The sequence below is a fragment of the Halomonas sp. H10-9-1 genome (genome assembly GCF_040147005.1).
In the GTDB taxonomy this organism is placed as follows: Bacteria; Pseudomonadota; Gammaproteobacteria; order Pseudomonadales; family Halomonadaceae; genus Halomonas.
In genome coordinates, this window is record NZ_JAMSHO010000001.1 from 3,243,437 (window position 1) to 3,262,886 (window position 19,450).

At 60.4% G+C, this 19,450-nt stretch carries 18 protein-coding genes; 9 read left to right on the top strand and 9 right to left on the bottom strand.

The annotated features are described in order from the left end of the window. Positions 1 to 47: 47 nt before the first annotated feature. From NFH66_RS15020 to NFH66_RS15055, 8 genes are all read right to left on the bottom strand, one after another. Complete coding sequence (locus NFH66_RS15020; RefSeq protein ID WP_349610980.1) at positions 48 to 383, bottom strand: cation transporter; 336 nt, start codon at positions 381 to 383, stop codon at positions 48 to 50. After that, positions 380 to 2,116: a DUF3141 domain-containing protein gene (locus tag NFH66_RS15025; protein ID WP_349610981.1), complete on the bottom strand. Its 1,737-nt coding sequence runs from the start codon at positions 2,114 to 2,116 to the stop codon at positions 380 to 382. The genes NFH66_RS15020 and NFH66_RS15025 overlap by 4 nt, the downstream gene beginning before the upstream one ends. A gap of 2 nt (positions 2,117 to 2,118) precedes the next feature. Next, on the bottom strand, positions 2,119 to 4,368 hold the full coding sequence (locus tag NFH66_RS15030) for a copper-transporting P-type ATPase (protein ID WP_349610982.1): 2,250 nt from the start codon (positions 4,366 to 4,368) through the stop codon (positions 2,119 to 2,121). A 29-nt stretch (positions 4,369 to 4,397) separates the two neighbouring features. Beyond that, positions 4,398 to 4,661, bottom strand: a complete 264-nt coding sequence (locus NFH66_RS15035) for an SHOCT domain-containing protein (RefSeq protein ID WP_349610983.1) — start codon at positions 4,659 to 4,661, stop codon at positions 4,398 to 4,400. A 193-nt stretch (positions 4,662 to 4,854) separates the two neighbouring features. Beyond that, positions 4,855 to 5,313 (bottom strand): hypothetical protein, encoded by a 459-nt coding sequence (locus NFH66_RS15040; protein ID WP_349610984.1) that lies wholly within the window; start codon positions 5,311 to 5,313, stop codon positions 4,855 to 4,857. Positions 5,314 to 5,503: 190 nt separating this feature from the next. Continuing rightward, positions 5,504 to 6,148 carry a methyltransferase family protein gene (locus NFH66_RS15045; protein WP_349610985.1) on the bottom strand — a complete coding sequence of 215 codons (645 nt, stop codon included), beginning with the start codon at positions 6,146 to 6,148 and terminating at the stop codon, positions 5,504 to 5,506. 3 nt (positions 6,149 to 6,151) lie between these two features. Beyond that, a complete protein-coding gene (locus NFH66_RS15050) occupies positions 6,152 to 6,547 on the bottom strand; it encodes a DUF5676 family membrane protein (protein ID WP_349610986.1) in 396 nt (131 codons plus the stop codon). Next, positions 6,540 to 6,893, bottom strand: coding sequence for a YHS domain-containing protein (locus tag NFH66_RS15055; RefSeq protein ID WP_349610987.1), 354 nt, complete (start codon positions 6,891 to 6,893; stop codon positions 6,540 to 6,542). Before NFH66_RS15055 ends, NFH66_RS15050 begins: the two co-directional genes overlap by 8 nt. Before the next feature lie 406 nt (positions 6,894 to 7,299). Between NFH66_RS15055 and istA the strand changes: the two genes are divergently transcribed. The 5 genes from istA (at position 7,300) to NFH66_RS15080 (ending at position 12,973) form a co-directional block, all read left to right on the top strand. Next, complete coding sequence (gene istA / locus NFH66_RS15060; protein WP_349609651.1) at positions 7,300 to 8,838, top strand: IS21 family transposase; 1,539 nt, start codon at positions 7,300 to 7,302, stop codon at positions 8,836 to 8,838. A 16-nt stretch (positions 8,839 to 8,854) separates the two neighbouring features. Continuing rightward, positions 8,855 to 9,610: an IS21-like element helper ATPase IstB gene (gene istB, locus NFH66_RS15065; RefSeq protein ID WP_349608073.1), complete on the top strand. Its 756-nt coding sequence runs from the start codon at positions 8,855 to 8,857 to the stop codon at positions 9,608 to 9,610. Between the two features lie 101 nt (positions 9,611 to 9,711). Then, the gene (locus NFH66_RS15070; protein ID WP_349610988.1) at positions 9,712 to 10,176 is read left to right on the top strand and encodes a Mu transposase domain-containing protein; all 465 of its coding nucleotides are present in this window, start codon (positions 9,712 to 9,714) and stop codon (positions 10,174 to 10,176) included. Then, the gene (gene istB, locus NFH66_RS15075) at positions 10,176 to 10,970 is read left to right on the top strand and encodes an IS21-like element helper ATPase IstB (protein WP_349610989.1); all 795 of its coding nucleotides are present in this window, start codon (positions 10,176 to 10,178) and stop codon (positions 10,968 to 10,970) included. Before NFH66_RS15070 ends, istB (NFH66_RS15075) begins: the two co-directional genes overlap by 1 nt. 953 nt (positions 10,971 to 11,923) lie before the next feature. Further along, positions 11,924 to 12,973, top strand: a complete 1,050-nt coding sequence (locus tag NFH66_RS15080; RefSeq protein WP_349610990.1) for a hypothetical protein — start codon at positions 11,924 to 11,926, stop codon at positions 12,971 to 12,973. A gap of 1,020 nt (positions 12,974 to 13,993) precedes the next feature. On the opposite strand, the gene NFH66_RS17760 is transcribed toward NFH66_RS15080, so the two are convergent. Beyond that, positions 13,994 to 14,560: a DUF7828 domain-containing protein gene (locus NFH66_RS17760; protein ID WP_502878654.1), complete on the bottom strand. Its 567-nt coding sequence runs from the start codon at positions 14,558 to 14,560 to the stop codon at positions 13,994 to 13,996. 23 nt (positions 14,561 to 14,583) lie between these two features. On the opposite strand from NFH66_RS17760, the gene NFH66_RS15085 reads away from it, so the two are divergent. Genes NFH66_RS15085 through NFH66_RS15100 form a run of 4 tightly spaced genes read left to right on the top strand, consistent with a single transcriptional unit; the run spans position 14,584 to position 19,182 of the window. Beyond that, positions 14,584 to 15,426 carry a DNA methyltransferase gene (locus NFH66_RS15085; RefSeq protein WP_349610991.1) on the top strand — a complete coding sequence of 281 codons (843 nt, stop codon included), beginning with the start codon at positions 14,584 to 14,586 and terminating at the stop codon, positions 15,424 to 15,426. 60 nt (positions 15,427 to 15,486) lie between these two features. Continuing rightward, a complete protein-coding gene (locus NFH66_RS15090; protein ID WP_349610992.1) occupies positions 15,487 to 16,710 on the top strand; it encodes a DNA methyltransferase in 1,224 nt (407 codons plus the stop codon). Beyond that, positions 16,703 to 18,340 carry a DEAD/DEAH box helicase gene (locus NFH66_RS15095; protein ID WP_349610993.1) on the top strand — a complete coding sequence of 546 codons (1,638 nt, stop codon included), beginning with the start codon at positions 16,703 to 16,705 and terminating at the stop codon, positions 18,338 to 18,340. Before NFH66_RS15090 ends, NFH66_RS15095 begins: the two co-directional genes overlap by 8 nt. Further along, positions 18,340 to 19,182, top strand: coding sequence for a restriction endonuclease (locus NFH66_RS15100; protein WP_349610994.1), 843 nt, complete (start codon positions 18,340 to 18,342; stop codon positions 19,180 to 19,182). Before NFH66_RS15095 ends, NFH66_RS15100 begins: the two co-directional genes overlap by 1 nt. Positions 19,183 to 19,450 lie beyond the last annotated feature (268 nt).

Genomic DNA, 19,450 nt, shown 5'->3' on the forward strand with positions numbered 1-19,450 from the left:
TTTTTCATGCCTGGTGCAATATTCGGGCTAGCCTTGCCGACGAAGGGTCAATGACAGCTCCAGGGCTCCTTGGCGGCATTGTCCTTGATGTTCTGGTCGACGAACCGGTAGTGGTCCCTCTTGTAGCGGTTCCACCAGCCCTGGCTGATCCTGATCGAATGCCGGGTCAGGATCTTTTCGATACCCTCGATACAGAGTCGTGAGGCGTCATAGGCCAGATGAAGCATTCGCTTGCGGTCATCGTAAGACACCTTGTCGAGGCCGAAGAGTTGATCGATTTCGGCAATCGCACTTTGTAGATCCTGCTGGTTGCTGGGCTCGAGCTTCAGCTTTCGTATGACCAGGTTGACCTCGCTGACACCGAGACGGTGTTCGCTATTCATGACGAATCTCTTGTCTTTTGCTGATCGATAAACCTTTCTTCAAGTGGCGCCGTTAGCGTTTCCCGACCGGGCCATGCCCAGCCATAGAGGCCGGTGAAGAGCAGCTCGCTGATGCCATCGCGCACCGTGCCGGCCAGTTCCAGAGTCGAGGCGATCGAATCGCTCATCAGCGTCTCCCATTGCCGATAGGGGCTGCTGCTATCGACCGGCGTTGGCATGCTTTCTGCCATCTCGGCCAGCCACTTCACGCCGCTCATCCAGGGCGCGAAGCGCTCCGAGAACATCAGTCGGCTGGTTCGTGCCGGATGCAGTTGACGCAGCATCTCGGCCGACCAGGGAGTGGTGGCCAGTCGCACCCAGGGGCCGACGAAGGTTTCGTAGAGAGCCACGTTGTGCGCGGAAAGGGCTTTTACCTGCTCGAACGCCGGCGTCTGGTCGGGATAATCCAGCTCCTCCACCCGACGCTCCTCGAAACGCACCTGGAACTGGGGCTTGTGGCAATCGGGATCGCCGGTGGGATTATCGATCTTCATCTCGTAGAGCCCGGGGTCAAGATCGTTGAGATCGCCGACGCTCTCGAGGATCGCCCGGTGCTCGAGGCGCGCGACCTTGGCGGAAACAAAGATGCCCAGATGGCCCACGTGTGGGTTGAGCAGATAGACAATGCGCTGGTCGGCGGCCTTGAGCGCCTCGGTGGTCGGGTACACCGCCGGGATCCAGTTGAGCGCCTGGTGGGGTGGGGTGATGTTGTCGCCGCCGGAGGCGAAGATCACCAGGGGATTGCGGATGCGCGTGAGATCGACGGTACAGCCCGGGCAGACCTCGAACTCGCCACGCTCGATCTGGTTGCCGATGAAGAGATTCCCGACGATGGCAACGATCTCTTCCTTGCTCAGGCTATAGAAGCCCGTCCACCAGCGCTCGAATTCCAGGAACCGCTCGCGCTGGCCGTCGATATCCGCGAACAGCTGGTAGTCCTTCTGCCAGAGAGAGTTCGCCGGCTTGAGGCTCTCGAAGTTGGTGGCCAGGTTCGCGCCGTCGAAACGCCCGTCGCCCAGGTCCGCCGATAGATGAGTGAGCCAGGCGCCGCCCAGCAGCCCACCGGCGAGGCGCATGGGGTTGACCCCGGATTCGCCCGACCAGTAGGAGAGCGGCGAGCCGTTGAGCACCGCCGGTCCGACCAACCCTTCGCAGTCGGCGGAGAGCAGGGCGATGGCCCAGCCCGCCTGGCAGTTGCCGTAGAGCACCGGCGGCTTGCCGGGATGGCGCTCGGCCAGCGTCTCGACGAAGCGCCGCAGGACGTGCAGTACGTCTTCCAGCGTCTGCCCGGGCATGGGCTCGGGGAAGAAGATCACGAAGTAGACCGGGTGCCCCTCGTGCAGCGCCATGCCCACTTCGGAGTCCTGTTTGAAGCCGCCGATGCCCGGGCCATGACCGGCGCGCGGGTCGACGATCATCACCGGCGGCCTGGTCTCGTCGAGGCAATCCTCCAGGCACTCCTCGCCGACCCGGGTGATGCGCAGCAGGGCATAGTTGGCGGGGCGTTCCAGACGGCGGCCATCCAGGAGCATCTCGTAGTCGAAGTCGAGCAGGGGTGGCATGCCGGCCTGCTCATGCTCGAGCATGTTATCGGCACGCTGGCGCAGGGTGTCCAGGTAGCGCAGGCCACGCCGCCACAGGTCGGTCTGGTAGGTGAACAATTCCGCCGGCGGAAAAAGCGTCGCATCATTCATGATCAGATCCTTACCCGACGCAGCCGCAGCGCATTCAAGACCACCGACAGGGAGGAGGCGGTCATCGCGAAGGCGGCGAAGATCGGCCCGATCAGGATGCCGAGGAACGGATAGAGAATCCCGGCGGCGATCGGCACGCCGGCTCCGTTATAGATCAGCGCGAAGAACAGGTTCTGCTTGATGTTGCGCATGGTGGCCAGCGACAGCTTGCGGGCGCGCACGATGCCGTCGAGATTGCCTTGGACCAGCGTGAAGCTCGCGCTTTCGATCGCCACGTCGGCGCCGGTGCCCATGGCGATGCCGACATCGGCCTGGGCAAGCGCGGGAGCGTCGTTGACCCCGTCGCCGGCCATCGCCACCCTGTGGCCTTTGGCCTGCAGTTCCTTGATGATGCGGGCCTTGTCCTCGGGCAGCACGTCGGCGCGGATTTCATCGATGCCCAGGCGTGCGGCCACCGCCGTTGCGGTGCGCTCGTTGTCGCCGGTGGCCATGATGATGCGGAAGCCGAGCTTATGCAGTGCCTTCAGGGCCTCGGGGGTGGTCTCCTTCACCGGGTCGGCGACGCTGACCAGCCCGACGATGGCGCCGTCGACCACCACGAACATCACCGTCTCGCCTTCGTCCCGACGGGTGTTGGCGGTGTCCGCCAGCTTGACATCGCGCTCCTCGGCGCCGGCGACGATCGCCTCGGCCAGCGGGTGTTCGGAACCGCGCTCCAGACTGGCCGCGAGGCGCAGCACCTCGGCCTCGTCATGGCCCTCTTCGGGGAGCACGGCGACGAGCTTGGGCTTGCCTTCGGTCAGGGTGCCGGTCTTGTCGACCATCAGCGTATCGACCTTGGCGAAACGCTCCAGCGCCTCGGCGTTCTTGATCAGCACGCCAGCCTGCGCGCCACGCCCGGTGGCCGTCATGATCGACATCGGCGTGGCCAGCCCCAGGGCGCAAGGACAGGCGATGATCAGTACCGCCACCGCCGAGACCAGCCCGTAGGCCAACGCGGGGGTCGGCCCCCAGATCGCCCAGACAACGAAGGAAATGATCGCGATGAGGATCACCGCGGGGACGAACTGGCCCGCCACCTTGTCGGCGAATTTCTGAATCGGCGCCCGCGAGCGTTGTGCCGCGGCTACCATCTCGACGATCTGGCTGAGCATGGTATCGGCACCGACCCGGGTGGCTTCCATGATCAGGCTACCGGTGCCGTTGATGGTGGCCCCGGTCACCTTGTCGTCCTTGACCTTTTCCACCGGGATTGGCTCACCGGAGATCATCGACTCGTCGATGGAGGAGCGGCCCTCGATCACCACGCCGTCCACCGGCACCTTGTCGCCGGGGCGTACCCGCAGATGGTCGCCCACCTGCACGTCCTCCAGCGGAATCTCTTCTTCGGTGCCGTCAGGGCGGATCACCCGGGCGGTCTTGGCGGCCATGTCCAGCAGCGCGCGGATCGCCTTGCCGGTGCCTTCCCGGGCGCGCAGCTCCATGACCTGACCCAGCAGCACCAGGGCGACGATCACCGCCGCGGCCTCGAAATAGACCCCGACGGTGCCATCCTCCCGGCGAAAGCCCTCGGGGAAGACGCCCGGCGCCAGTACCGCAACGATCGAGAAGAGATAGGCCGCCCCGACCCCCATGCTGATCAGGCTGAACATGTTGAGGTTCATGCTGCGAAACGAATTCCAGCCGCGCACAAAGAACGGCCAGCCAGCCCACAGGATCACCGGGGTGCTGAACGCCAGCTCGAGCCACATCGCGTTTCGTTCGCCGAAGAAGTCGCGGATCGCCGTAAGGCCCAGATAGGGCGACATCGCCAGCACCAGCACCGGAATGGTGAGAACGGCCGCGACCCAGAAGCGGCGGGTGAAATCCACCAGTTCGGGATTCGGCCCCTCGTCGTCGACCGCCGCTGATTCCAGCTCCAGTCCCATGCCACACAGCGGGCAGGCACCGTGCTCGACCTGCCGCACCTCGGGGTGCATCGGGCAGGTGTAAACGGCGCCGGCATGCCCGGCGGGCACCTTGTCGTACTTGCCGCCGCGAATCGGCGTGGAGGCCTCATGCCCCTGCCCGCCATGGCAGGAATGCGCCTGTGCGTCGTCGCTGCCCACGGGCACGAGGTGCATGCCGCACTTGGGGCAATCACCGGGTTGATCGGCGACCACTTCCGGGTGCATCGGGCAGGTGTATTGAGCGCCCTCCTGGTTGCCGTGCTGCGACTGTTCCTTTCGCTTTATGGACTGCTGCTGAGTCATGGAATCGTCTCCGTCACTACACAAAACCGTCAATGCATAAGATCGCGCTTGCGTTGCTCGTAGTCCTGCTGGTCGATCTCGCCTCGGGCGTAGCGCTCCTGCAGAAGTTCAAGCGCGGTTGGCCGCCGTTGAGAAATGCCATCGCCTACCTCACCTCGGCCTCGGGTCAGGCCGCGCACCAGAAAAACCGCCAGGCCAATGACGGCGCCCCAGAACAGCACCATCATCAGTCCGCCAAACAGCATGTGGCCCCAGCCGTAATCCCCCATATGCGTCATCATGTTTCCCCACATGACTGGATCTCCTTCTATTTCGTGGTAACCCTATCGACACATCCTGACTCCAGGCTAAGACCTATGGGTTACCCAAGGATCAAGCCAAGACACCCTGGATGCATGCCGCGTTTGATCCCGGTCAACTTTCAGCCTATGCGGTGAAACTGAATCAGCGCTGAACGCCTGCGTTGAGGTGAGCGCTTGAGGGGCATCACAGGTCTTCCATTCGTGCCGTGTCCCGGGCGATACGCATGGCTTCGTGCTCCTCGAGCGCCATAAGCTGCTCGAGCAGCTCGCGGGACGAGGTCACTTCGGCACGCGAATGCAAGTAGCGATATAGGCCAATGATCTTTTCATGCGTGGCGAGCAGGGTGGCGACAACCTGGCGCGTCTCCATATCGCGAAACTCGGCATGACACTCTTCGTGGGGCTTGACCGGGTACTTCTCGAAATAGTCATAACACCAGGTATTGAGTGCCGCCGGGGTGGCATGCTGCTTGGTCAGCGTGAGGACGCGACTGAGTTCCCGTTCATGATGGGCGAGATAATCCAGCAGCATCTTGAGCCGTTCACGCTCGCTGCCCTCGCCGCAATGGGTCAGGCAATCCGCCAGGTTGGTGTGGATCGCTTTCGTCCAATCCAGGACATCGCTCAATGTTTCGACTTGCATCGTTTGTCTCCCTCTTGAATTTCAACGCTCAATTTTTAAAGCCAGATTTCAAACACCTGCCCTACGGAAGCGCCCGTGCCGCTGGCAGAATGTTCCTGGTAACCTGTATAGACGGTTCAGCGGGCTGAGCGTTACAGTGCGTTCGGGTTTTTCTGGGTATTAATTGTGCAAGCGTCAGTGAAACCTCGGTTTATCGCGAGCTATTCGCCAGTTCCCGCCACTGACCCCAGCGAGGAATAAACATCGGCACACGGTGCCGATAGGCGCGGTAGGCGTCGCCGAACCGGGCCAGCATCTGCTTTTCCTCGCGGTGGGCCAGCCAGACATAGGCCAGTACGATCACCGGAAACAGGCCGGCCGAGAAGAGCGTTGGCCAATGCAACACGCCTTCGCCGAACAGGGCGATGAACAAACCGGTGTACTGGGGATGACGTACGAGGGCATACAGGCCGCCGGTCACCAAAAGGCCCTCGCGTCGCGCCTTGTACACCTGCCGCCAGCCCTGGATAAAGATGCCGATGCCGGTAAACGCCAGGCCGTAACCGAGCAGCATGGAGATCAGCATGCCGGTCTCGCCCAGCCCCACCAGCGACGACCAGAGATTGGCGCTGACATACTCGCTATCTAGTCCGATGAAACGCACCAATAGGTAGATGGTCAGTGGAAAGCCGTACATCTCGGCGTAGAGCGCGATGATGAAGGCCTGCACCGCGCCGGCACCGGCCCATTCGCGCCAGCTCTTCGGAGCGAAATAGCGGTAGAAGAACCAGGAGACCAAGACGATGACGATCAGCGCAAGGCCCCAGGCCCCGGTATGATTGATGGATTCGTTCAAGGCTTAGGCTCCGCTATGCCGATTGAGGCGTTTGGCAAAGAGGCGTGTGGCAAAAAAGTTGTAGAGTGGGCCGAAGACCAGGGCCACGTACCAGCCATAGCTAAAGCTTTCCGCCAGGCCCAGAAGGAAGCTGGACCAGCTCAACCAAGTGAAGCCCGGCAGCAGGCGCAGCCAGCTCTTATACATCGCTCGGTCGGGAAACAGCAGGTCGAAGCCGACGCACAAGGAGAAGGTCACGGCTAGAAATAGTCCCAGGCTCATCCCCAGGGCGATCACCGGGATTTGCGGTACGGCTTGGCTCGGCAAGGGCGTGCCATAATGCGGCTTGGGCTTGGGCTTGGGCTTGGGCTTGGGCTTGGGCTTGGGCTTGGTGCTTGAAGCGCTCTCAACGTCAGGCATGTTCGTTCTCCGGCTGGGCGGACAGGCGCCTGGCTTCATCACCGGTGAGATATTGCGCGGGTGCAGCCTCGAAGCGCTCCCGGCAGTCGCGCGAACAGAAGTAATAGACATGGCCGTCGTGGACGCTTGGCTTGGCCGTTTCGGTGCTGACGCTCTTGCCGCACACGGGGTCCACGTCGTCGGTGGGTGGCGTCCAACGCAGGTTTTCGATGGTCTGCTCCTCAGGCGCTCCCTCGCCATGCTTGGCCTTGCTCCGTCCATGGCCCATCACGTGAGCACCGCAGCCAAACCGCATCATCAGGAAGATGATTCCTGCCCAGAGCATGAAGTACACCAGTTCATTCATCATCTCTCTCCTTTTTTGTCATCAACCTCGTGGGGCTTCGGACAGGCGATCGTGGTTCCAGGCTAAAATCTACTGGCAACCCGAGGATCAAGCGAAAAACAAGCGGAGTTCACTTAACTCTCGTCTAGCTTCAGACTAGGCAACCAAGCTGAATTAACGCTGAATGTGGTAGGCGTGCGTATTCCGGGCCATCGTGACCGCCCGTTCCGATCTATCGTGACCGACCATTCCGGGCCAACGTGACCGGCCATTCCATTTCATCGTGACCGATTTCGGCCTCTTTCCCGGAATCCGCGGTCACGATGTCGGAATCCTCGGTCACGTTCCCGGAATCTCACCTAACTCGCTGGAATGATTCGGACTTTTACGGCATACCCCTCCTTTTGTCTTTGCCCTGGAGGTGGACATGCCAGCACCGAGGATTCCCATGCGAACCATCACCGAGGTGTTGCGCCTCAAGTACGACGCCGGCCTCAGCCACGAGAAGATTGCGCGGGCCTGCGGCCTCTCCAAGGGCGTGGTCAGCAAGTACGTCAGCCTGGCCCAGGTGGCCGGCATCCGCTGGCCGTTGCCCGACGGCACCGACGAGGCGGCGCTGGAGGCGCGGCTGTTCCCGGCCAAATCGCCGCCGATGCGCTTCTCGGCGCCGGACTACTTCCAGGTCCACCAGGCGCTCAAGCGCAAGGGCGTCACCCTGCAGCTGCTGTGGGCCGAGTACGTCGAGGTCCACGGCGACAAGGCCTACCGCTACAGTCGGTTCTGCGATCATTACCGCGCCTGGCGGGACCGCCAGCGGCGCAGCATGCGTCAGGTCCACCGCGCCGGCGAGAAGCTGTTCATCGACTACTGCGGCCCGACCGTGCCGATCATCAACCAGGCCACCGGCGAGGAGCGACGGGCCCAGGTGTTCGTTGCCGTGCTGGGCGCCTCCAGCTACACCTACGCCGAGGCCACCTGGAGCCAGGCGCTGCCCGACTGGATCGCCTCTCACCAGCGCGCCTTCCAGTTCCTGGGCGGTGTCCCCGAGCTACTGGTGCCCGACAACCTGAAGAGCGCCGTGACGCGGGCATGTCGCTACGAGAGCCAGCTCAACGCGACCTACGCCGAGATGGCCCAGCACTACCAGGTCGCGGTGCTGCCGGCGCGGCCTTACAAACCCAAGGACAAGGCCAAGGCGGAGGCCGCGGTGCTGTTGGTGGAGCGCTGGATCCTGGCCCGACTGCGCCACCACACCTTCTTCACGCTGGCCTCGCTGAACCAGGCCATCCGCGAGCTGCTGGAGGATCTCAACCGCCGACCCTTCCAGGGCCGCGAGGAGAGCCGGCGCGATTTGTTCGCGGCCATCGACCGGCCGGTGCTGCGCCCGCTGCCGGAGACGCCCTACGAGTACGCCGAGTGGCGCAAGGCCAGGCCCGGCATCGACTACCACCTCGACCTCGACAAACACTTCTACAGCGTCCCTCACAGCCTGGTCGGCCAGGTGCTGGAGGTGCGCCTGACCCACGCCATGGTGGAGGTGTTCCACAAAGGGCAGCGGGTGGCGGCGCACCCGCGCCACGCCCCGGGACGTTTCTCGACCCTGGCCGAGCACATGCCCAAGCGTCACCAGGCCCACCGCGACTGGTCGCCAAGCCGCTTCCTGGACTGGGCGAAGGACATCGGCGTCGCCACCCTGGAAATGACCCAGCGACAGCTGCAGGACCGCCCCCATCCCGAGCATGGCTACCGTGCCTGCCTGGGCCTGTTGCAGCTCAGCCGGCGCTACGGCAAGGCCCGGCTGGAGCAGGCCTGCGCGCATGCCCTGGCGATCCCCACCACCCGCTACAGCAGCATCGCCTCGATCCTCAAGCAGGGGCTAGATCAGCAGCCGATGCTGACGCTCCCCGAGGCGCTCGATGACTTGCCGCCCCACACCAACGTGCGCGGTGCCGAGTACTACCACTGATCCGAGGAGACGACCGATGATGACCCAGCCCCTGCTCGACACCCTGCGCCGCCTCAAGCTGACCGGCATGTATGACGCACTGGCCCACCAGCTCACCCAGCCGGACACCTACGACCTGCCGTTCGAGGATCGCCTGGGCATGCTGCTCGACCGAGAGGTCCTGCATCGCGATAACCGCCGCCTCGACCGGTTGCTGAAGACCGCCAAGCTGCGCGTGACGGCCTGCGTCGAGGACATCGACTACCGCCACCCTCGCGGCCTGGAGCGGGGCCGCATGGCGCCGCTGGCCACCGGCGAGTGGATCGGCCAGTCCCTCAACCTGTGCATCACCGGCCCCACCGGGTGCGGCAAGACCTGGCTGGCCTGCGCGCTGGGCAACCAGGCCTGCCGGCAGGGTTACTCGGTGCGTTACCTGCGGGTGCCGCGCCTGTTCGAGCAGCTGCGCATCGCCCAGGGCGACGGCTCCTACGCCCGGCTGATGGGCCAGCTGCAGAAGACCGACCTGCTGATCCTCGACGACTGGGGCATGCAGAAGATGACCGCCCCGCAGCGCCAGGACCTGATGGAGGTGATCGAGGACCGGCACGGCCGGGGTTCGACGCTGATCGCCAGCCAGCTGCCCATCGAGCACTGGCACGACTACATCGGCGCGGCGACGGTGGCCGACGCCATCCTGGACCGGCTGCTGCACAGCGCCCACCGCCTGACACTCAGAGGAGAATCGATGCGCAAGAGCGCCGCCCCGCAAGCGGCAGAAGTTGACCCATCGTGACCGGTCAGCTTACAAAACCAGAGCCAGCGAGAGAGGAGTGAGCAGATCGGTCACGATCCCCGGAATGACCGGTCACGTTCGTCGGAATACGCAGCTGGTGGATGCGCGAGATCGCCGACCAGCGGGTGCATGGCACCACCGGCGAGCTGCCGGCGGTGCGCTTCATCGCCGAACAGGCCAGCCTGCAACCGCTCAACGATCGGGCGCCCTTCGAGCAGGCCCGGGAGCTGAACCGGCGGGTCCAGCGCGACGCCACCGTGGAGGTCGACACCAACCGCTACAGCGTGCCCTGGCGCCTGGTCGGTGAGCCTGTCCAGGTCAGCGTGACCGACGGCGAACTGCGGGTGCATCACGCCGGCCGTGAGGTGGCCCGCCACCCGGAGCTGGGCGGGCGCCGCCAGGTGCGCTGCCTGCCGGAGCATCTGCAGGGCATCGTCGGCTACCGATCACCCAAGGCGGACACCGAGGAGGTCGTGGCGTCCAGCGAGATCGTGACCACCTTGCCGCCGGCCGCGCTGCAGCGCGACCTGACCGAGTACGAAGCCGTGGTGGGAGGTGGCTGGTGATGACGACGCCGGAGACTGAGCGCCTGGACGCCATGCTGACGCGTCTCAAGCTGACCGCCATCCGCGAGCGGCTCGACACGCTGCTCGACGAAGCCGCACGCCGGGAGCTGACCCTGCGCGAGACGCTGGCCTACCTGTGCGAGCAGGAGGTGGCCCATAAGGAGCAGCGGCGCATCCAGATGGGGCTGAGCATCGCCCGCTTCCCGTTCCTGCGCACTCTGGAAGGGTTCGACTTCAGCGCCCAGCCTGCCGTCGACCCCGGTCAGATCCGTGAGCTGGCCTGCGGGCGCTGGATCGCCAACGGCGACGCCCTGCTGCTGCTCGGCCCGCCGGGCGTGGGCAAAAGCCATCTCGCCGTGGCACTGGGTCGGGAGGCGGTCAAGGCTGGCTACTCGGTGCTGTTCACCACCGCCACGGCACTGATCACCCAGCTGGTCCAGGCCCATGCCAACGGCGCCCTGGAGGAACGGCTGAGGCACTTCGCCAAGCCCAAGCTCTTGATCATCGACGAACTGGGCTACCTGCCGCTGGAGCCGGGGGCGGCCAACCTGTTCTTCCAGTTGGTCACCCGGCGTTACGAACGTGGCAGCCTGCTGGTCACCAGCAACCGGGCGGTCAGCGAGTGGGGTGAGGTGTTCGGTGACGCCGTGGTGGCCACGGCCATTCTCGACCGACTGCTGCACCACAGTCACGTCATCACCATCCGCGGTGACAGTTACCGACTGCGTGCCAAGCGCAAGGCCGGGCTGATCAAGCCCGATACCAACCACCATCACGAGCAGGTCGTCAGGTAAGGGGGTCAGATTTCACTGTCGCCAGGGGGTCAGTTTCTGATGTCGCTTGACAACTACGGCGTCCTTGGCGATAGGAGTGCCTCAACTTCCGAGTGGTTCGCGGCCTCAGCCTGTCTCCTCGGGGTGGTACGGCGGGCGAGTCGCCATCCGCTCTCTGCACTGGCCCACACCCTACGGTCACTGGAAATCCCAATCACTGAGAACCTCTTGCCAGTAGCGGGCTTACCCTTCGAGCTGCTGCCCGTCTCTGAGCGCAGTGCCTTACTCACAGTGGTCCAGCGTATGCTGGATGTTGGTCTTGATGAGGTGTTTGAGGCGTTTCGCAGAAACGAGGTGATGGCGACGGCTCTTCACGATCCACGAAAGCCACCGCCGGCGGTAATCCAGTCGATGATGACTAGCGGACCCACCCACCAAAAAACCTCGCGAAGCGGCCCTCAACTGAGTCAAAAACCGAAATCAGAGCGAGCCGTCAGGGCAGCTTGGGCACGCTTGCAGCGCAGAATGAAGGTGGAGACACCATGACTCAGGGCCATAAAATCTTCTGTGATGAGTGTGGGCGTAAGGTTCACAGACTGACACGCCGGCGCCAGGGGCATGGTTACTGTGCCACCTGTTACGCACGTGTTTTCAAGCGGCTCATGTGCCCAAAGTGCGGTGAGCTGGCTCGCCTGCCACGCAATGACCCAAGCGCGATCTGTCGTCACTGCGAAACTGATAAACCATGTGCCCGATGCGGTAAGTCCGAATATAAAACAGGAAAGATCACATCCTACGGGCCGGTCTGTAAGGCCTGTGCTGTTCACTTTCGAGAACCAGAACCTTGTGAAAACTGCGGAGAACCATCCAAACGCCTGTCCAGGGTGAAACGTCTGGGCCATGGCCGCCGGCTGTGCCCAACCTGTGCGACGGCAGATCACGGCACCTGCTCCGCGTGCCGCCGCCATCGGTTATTGGTCATTACCGAAGAAGAGAAGAAGCTTTGTCACATCTGCAATGAGCACGGCGAAATTATTTGCTCTTCTTGTGGCAACACAATGCCAGCCGGACGGGGCGATGCCTGCGAAGCCTGCTATTGGGAAAAAACATATCGCAAGCGGCTGAAAATCAACCAAGCCGCATTCACTTTACCTGGCATGGGCCAGGTGTTTAGAGAGTTTGGGGAATGGCTAATGTGTGCTTTAGGACCGAAAAAGGCGGCACTCAAGATTAACCACCACCTCGCATTTTTTCTCGATATGGAGGCCACTTGGCGGCAAGTGCCGAGCTACGCGCAACTGCTCAATCACTTCGGGGCCGAGGGGCTGCGTCGAGTTAGACTCCCCATGCGTTGGCTCCATGAGATAAAAGGGGTCGTACCTGACGTGCAAGCCAAGCGCCTACATTCTGACAAGCGGCGCGTCCATGAATGCCTGATTGCATTGCCGCCCACTTCTCGGGTGGGAAAGGCGCTCCACGGCTACTGGGAGCAGCTGGAGTCTCGCATCAGGAATGGCAAGACTTCCTACAGCTCTGCAAGACTTGCGTTACGGGCTGCCGCCTCGTTACTCCGCAACACCGATCCAGAGGGAAATAGGCTACCCACTCAACGCGATGTTGATGGTTATCTTAACGCTACACCTGGACAAGCCGCCACTCTGACCGGCTTCATGAATTTCCTCAACCGGCAGCACGGCACAACTTTGAAGCCTGTTATCGACACCAGTCGGGCCAACAAGCAGCGAAAGGAAAAGCTGGCCCAGTCCATCATGAGAATGGCCAAGCATCCCGAAAAGGATGAGGCCTGGCGGTGGGGATGGGTCACACTGAGCCTTGAATACTTCCATAGTAGGAAGTTCTCGAAAAAAGACATCCAGCAGCAAAAGATAGAGGTCCACAACGACGGCCTCTCAGTCACACTGGAGGGCATGCGGTACTGGCTACCCATGGCAGAACCAGACGGCCAGCTCACGTCGGGCGGCCTTGTCGAACAGGGTGTTGAGCCGCCCACGGATGGCCGTTAATTTGAGGCGTGTGAGCCAAGGGTAGGAGCTCCGCAGTCACCGTCACCACCACACGAGCCGCCGCCGGAAGAGCTGCTGCAGCTGTCTGTGAGCGTGATGGTTGTCGGAATGGGGCCCGAATCGCTGCTGGACGTGGAGGCCCGTGAGCTGGCAGGGCGGCAAAGTTAATCCTCCGCCCCCCTCATCTGCCTACCGTTAGCATGGGTGATGGCCGCTAGAATCGCTGCCATCAGGACGAGGGTTATACCAGCGATCACTGAAACAAGCACCATGTCACCTCCTCCCTGACTGCCGGTCAGTTTAGATCGACACCAGCGTTTCAGAGCATCCAAGGCACCGGCTTCGACCAAAAGTCTAGCTTCGTCTGAGAGGATGCCAGCTCGCCACACTGGATCGGACATAGGTAGCCTTGCCTGAAGTCGGGCCCATGCCCCCTGCTGAGCATCAGCCACAGCTGCGTCTTTGCCTCCATGCAGGCCCTCCATCGTATCGAGTGTATCCTCAACCCAACCTGCGGCATATTCGTATACGGCCTGACGCACAACGAGAACCTTCTGGTATTCGCCGCGCCCCCTCCAGAACGCACATCAGGCTGGTATTGACCAGCAGCAGCTGGCCCCTTGAATAGCGCCTCATACTGAAGTTTTGCGTCTCTCACCCACCTCTGTCGCTCACGCTCGGCTTGTTCAGCGGCAATGGGCTTTTCATCCGCCTGTACTTTGGCTTGCCTGGCGGCTTCCTCTCGTCGCTGCTCGATTTCCTCCAGCGATGTGGCGAGTTTCTCTTCGGCCAGGCGACTGAAGACACTGGCCTTCGCTCTTGTCGCGGTGACTGGCAAGAGCATCAAGTATCTGCTGGGAAGTAGTGTCCAGGGGAGCCTGTAGCTCGAGGTCATAGCGTAAGGCAGGGATGCCGGCATGCCGGAGGGTGTCAACTTCCTGCTGAGTCATCTGATCATGCAGCACTAGCGCAAGACGAGAGCCATTGACTCCCTCAACCACCAGCACGTTCTGGCCCAAATCACCGAGCCCGACCTCTTCCTTCGTCAGAAGGCGCTCCGGAGTGAATTCCTGAGCAGGCTTGGCCACTTCCACCGTGTCTGGCTGTCGAGGGTCGATATTTGGCACTTAGTACGTCTGAGGAAGAAGGTGAAGAGTTCGATAGCTGAGCAGCATCCTGCAAGGTTTGTCGTGCCAGAAGATTGATCACTATCTGGGCAAGGGAAGGTGCCTGGTTACACTCGCCCACAATCCCATGCGAGAAATGTGGGCTACGGTGGCCATGGCCGGGCTTGGCAATAAGGGGCTGGTCACAAGTCGGGCAGGTGCAATTGCATGCCTTGCTGCGGGGCACGTCCGTCACATGCACCAAACGCCCTTCGGCGCTCTTGGCCCAGACCCGCTTGACGTCGGTGCCGATGATCCTCCATAGCCTCCCTAGAAAGGCTTCTGTGGACACTCTGACCCAGTTGGGAGATCGCGGCAAGGGTGACAGGGTGATACCGTGTGAGGCGCTCACTAGGTTGCTACAACGGCAGAGGACATACAGCGTGGGGGGCAGGTAAGATACACAATCAGATGAGTCCATGTAACGCAGGGAAACAGGATCCGATGAGCAAGAAGCATACGGGGCGGCTCGAACTCACCTGGACGGACAAGGACAAGACGCTCCTTTCGACCGGTGACGGGCAGTATGACTACACGTTCGTCCAGCCATCCGACTATAGAGTCTCCGAGGTCAGGCTGCTCCATGAAGTCAATCAGTTCGAGGCCCCCCCCGATGACCGCCCGAAAGGGCTACCGGTGCCCACGACTGATAACCTGCTCATCACTGGCGACGCCATGCACGTCCTCGATGCGCTTGCCAAAGTACCCGAATACGCAGAGAAGTACCTCGGCAAGATCCGACTCGTCTACATTGACCCTCCTTTCAACACCGAGCAAACATTCCTTCACTATGAGGACAACATCGAGCATTCGATCTGGCTTACGATGCTCAGAGACCGGCTTCGACAGATCAAGCCACTTCTCAGTAATGATGGCGTCATTTGGGTCCACCTAGACGATACCGAAGTGCATAGATGTCGTGCGGTAATGGACGAAGAACTGGGAGCCGAGTGCTTCCTCGGGACCGCTATCTGGCAGAAGGCCGATGGACCACGCAACGACCTTCCAAACTTCTCAGTCGATCACGACACTTTGCTTGTCTATGGGAAGTCAACCAACGCCAAGTTAATACGGGGCCAGCGCGATGAATCACTCAATACCATCTACAACTCACCAGACGGTGACCTGGCCCCTTGGTACGATGGGGATCCTACCGCACCCAGCGCACATCGTAATCAAACATGGGTCTATGCCATCCAATCACCAGTGACAGGCGAGCTGTTATACCCAGCCAAGGGGCGTTGTTGGGGATCAAAACAAGAGTCCATTCTTGAAGCGCTATCCTAGTATGCGACTTATGAATGTCGGCTCATTGATGATGACTCCATCCGAGCCGAGATCTGTGGTGTGAATGTGGAAGAAGTACGCAAAGGTATTCCTGCCCTGATGCTGTCATCTAGCCTCGAAGAGGCACAGGCCGGCGTCGAGGCACGAAAAGCTGCAGGGCCATGGCCGGAGTACATCATTCGTCCTAAGGGCACCCTCGGTCGAAAGAGACTACAGCCAAACACCGGATCGAATACCCGAACACTGTGGCTCAATAGTGAAGTGGGCCATAACCGCGAAGCAAAAGCGGAAATCAAGTCGCTTTTTCCAGGGGTTACCCCCTTCTCAACACCAAAGCCGGAGAGGCTTCTTCGTAAAGTTATCGAGGCTTCAACACGACCCGGGGACATAGTTCTGGACTGTTACGGCGGCTCTGGCACAACAGCTGCAGTCGCACACAAGATGGGACGTCGGTGGATAACATCAGAGTTGCTGCCAGAAACCGTCTCGAAATTTACGAAACCGCGCCTGATAAAAGTCATCAAAGGAGATGACTTTGGTGGAATCACCACCACAACAGAGAGAGTTGCCGTTGGTAACCTGCCTTCCGACATGACCGCACTGGAGGCCCAGGACTTTAACCGGATGTTGAATAAGGCTATTTCCTCGGACGATCCCATCGAGATTCCATTGGCGAGCGAGCTCGCTAAAATGGTTCGTGCTACTCAAAAGCAAGGTGAATCGCCTCTGGACGCAGACCAGGCAAAGACTTTACTCAAGCTGCTCAAGGTGTTTGCACCCGATGGAGCTCCGTTCGATGTGCAAAAGCCTGTGAAGACGCAACTGGCACGAAGAACACGGACAAGAGACGAAACCACGACTCAATGGTTCGGTGGTGGCGGCTTCACCCACCTAGAAGTCGGGCCATCCATGTTTGAAGAGGTGGAAGGGTTTATCCTTCTCGCCGACTGGGCGACTCATGGTGCACTGGCCAAGGCGATGTGCGCCCAATTGGAAGTGCGCTATCGTCCAGACGGTATCTTTGCTGCCTTTAGAGGGAAGACCCGCTATGTCGTGATCGATGGCCATGTGGGAGAAACGACTATCCTCTCGATCCTCGAGCAATTGCAAGAGGGACATATCGTTGAAGTCTGGGCCACTCAGTACGACGTGGTGGCCGCTGATCGTCTGCGCAAAGAACGTCCCGGCTCACGACTTGAAGCGATCCCCGACTCTGTATTGGATCGTTATCGCCGAAAGGCCTCCAAGGGAAGCCCATTCAAGAAGGAGATGATCGATGAGTAACCTGATCGTCGATACACATCTGCTCGAAGAAGTCCGGCACCGCCTCGATCTTCGCACACCGAACGCTCAGGCGGTCGAGTCAGTCGCCTACATGATGAGTCAGCACTACGATGTTGAGGGCAAAACAGAGCCGTATGAGTGCATTGTCGATGCTGCCACCGGCGTAGGAAAGACCTATATCATGGCGGCCCTGATCGAGTACTTGGCCGGCATAGACACCCCAGCTCGCAACTTCCTCATCCTCACACCTGGTCGCACCATCCGGGACAAGACCATTCGAAATTTCACCCCTGGTGACAGAAAATCCGTCACCTCGGCCATGCGCTCGTCCCCTATCGTGATTACCGCCGACAATTTCAATTCGCCGGCGATTTCCGCAGCCATGGATGATGCATCACAGACTAAGGTGTATATCTTCACGGTACAGGCCCTTACGTCGAAAACAGGCGACGGCCGGGCCACCCATGAGTATCAAGAATTCCTGGGGGCATCTCTCTACGAATGGCTTGGCCAGCTCGATGATCTGGTCATTCTGGCCGACGAGCACCATTGCTACAGAGGTCCTGCCTTCTCACGGACCATCAAGAAGCTCCATCCCGAGGTCGTTGTTGGGGTAACGGCCACGCCCGCTGCCGCTGATGAGCCTCTCGTGGTGTTCCGCTACCCTCTCGCCCAGGCGATCGAGGATGAGTACGTCAAGATGCCCGTCCTAGTTGCACGAAAAGATGACCGGACCGATGCTCGAACCAAGCTACTCGATGGCGTCACCCTACTGCATCATAAAGAGCGCATGAGTGAGGCCTGGGCAGCCGAGAATGACAGAACCCCCGTCAGACCGGTCATGCTGGTGATCGCGCAAACAATCGACGATGCGAAAGCTTACCGCGACATCCTTGACTCCGAGGCATTTGATGGCGGTGCCTGGATCGGCAAGACACTTCTTGTTCACTCGCAACTATCGGGAGACGAGAAGGAAAAGGCGCTAGCCGACTTGAATGCCGTCGAAGACCCCGAATCCCCTATCCGAATCATCCTGTCCATCGGCATGCTTAAAGAAGGATGGGATGTCAAGAACGTCTATGTGATTGCCTCCATGAGAGCTTCCGTCTCCGAGGTTCTGACCGAACAGACCCTTGGTCGAGGCATGAGGTTGCCCTACGGCACCTATACCGGGGAGCAGATGCTCGATACGGTGGAAGTTCTAGCTCATGAGCGATACGAGGCGCTTCTCGCGAAGCGCAACACGCTGACCGCGCAACTGATCGACCACAGGATCCTGACCGAGGTTCGCATGACAGGCGATGGAAAACAGGTCGCGCGAACGAAGTCCGTCGGAACAGCGAGTCCTTTTCAACTCGCCCCGTCTCCATCAGCGGAAACCCACCCGGGAAATCCCGACAGCCCTCAGGCACTGCAAAAAGAGCTGGAGCCACTAAGGTCCTTGGAAGATCGCCTCAAGGAGACCGGAGAGCGTTCCAGCAGCGTTCCTGACGAGCTGCAGACACATGATCCCCTACCAGACCGTGAAACGATCCAGATCCCCTATATAGAGCGTGTTCACCAGTCTCAGTCCATCTCACTCAGCCAAGTGCACGAGATGCAGCCGTTCGAGAGCTGGGCAAGGCCTTGATGCTAGAGGCAGAGGACACGCTCACCCGTACTGTTCTCAAAGCCAAGGACGGTGTAATTAAGGTGCAGAAAGCCGAAGGATCCGTTCAAGCGCTCTTTCTAGACACACCGCTTGAATCTTCTCGGTCGGCACTGATTGCACATGTCATGAAAACACCAGGGGTCAAACAACAAAGAAATGAGCTGAACGCAGCCGGGGCCATCGTCGATGTTGTTATTAATGCGATGGGAGACGCGGCCGCCGAGAACCTATCGGCCTACCTTGAGCGTGCTGCGAAACGCCTATCAGCAGAGGTATCGGCTCAACTCAAAGAATACGTCTCGAGAAGCGTTACCTTTGGGGAGGAAGTGCGCTTCACCTCTTTGAGCAGATCGCGAAGCGTCAAACGCAAGCACGAGCCAGAGCATGAAGATACATTCCAGCGCGCTTTCGCCTATAACGGGTGGCAGAAAAACGTCTATGAGTATGCATGGTTCGACTCATCCCCTGAGTATAAAGCCGCAGGAGCGATTGATACCGATGCGAATGTCATCGTCTGGGCGCGACTACATCACAACGATATCCCGATCACCTGGACACAAGAGGGGCGCAAGTACAACCCAGACTTTGTCGTGATCGAGGAGATCGGTGGTGAGCGTACCTGCTGGCTCGTAGAGACGAAGATGAACAAAGAAGTGACCTCTGCTGAGGTGCAAGCCAAGAAGAAAGCTGCGCGGACATGGGCGAATACGATTAACCATAGCGGTAAAGCTAACGGTCGGTGGCAGTATCTATTGCTGAGCGAGGATGATGTTAACGACGCGGCCGGCTCCTGGGCGCAGATGAAGGGGTTTGGGCAGTAGCAGTACCCCGGAGATTGTATGCTGCTGATACTGCGGTAGCAGTAGCGAGAACACAGCAAGAGATGGAGAGGTTAGAATCCCTTTGGCCTTTCAGCCCTTTGGGGTTCCCCTCTCACTCCTCCCTGCTTTTCCGAGTAAACCCCTTCCCCTTGTCTTACCCATTCCCTTAACCCATCTGGGCCTTTTTCCACCCCTCACGCCATCATAATTACAATCAATCGTATGCGTCCAGTTAACCTTTCAATTACCCACAAGTCATCGCTCATAT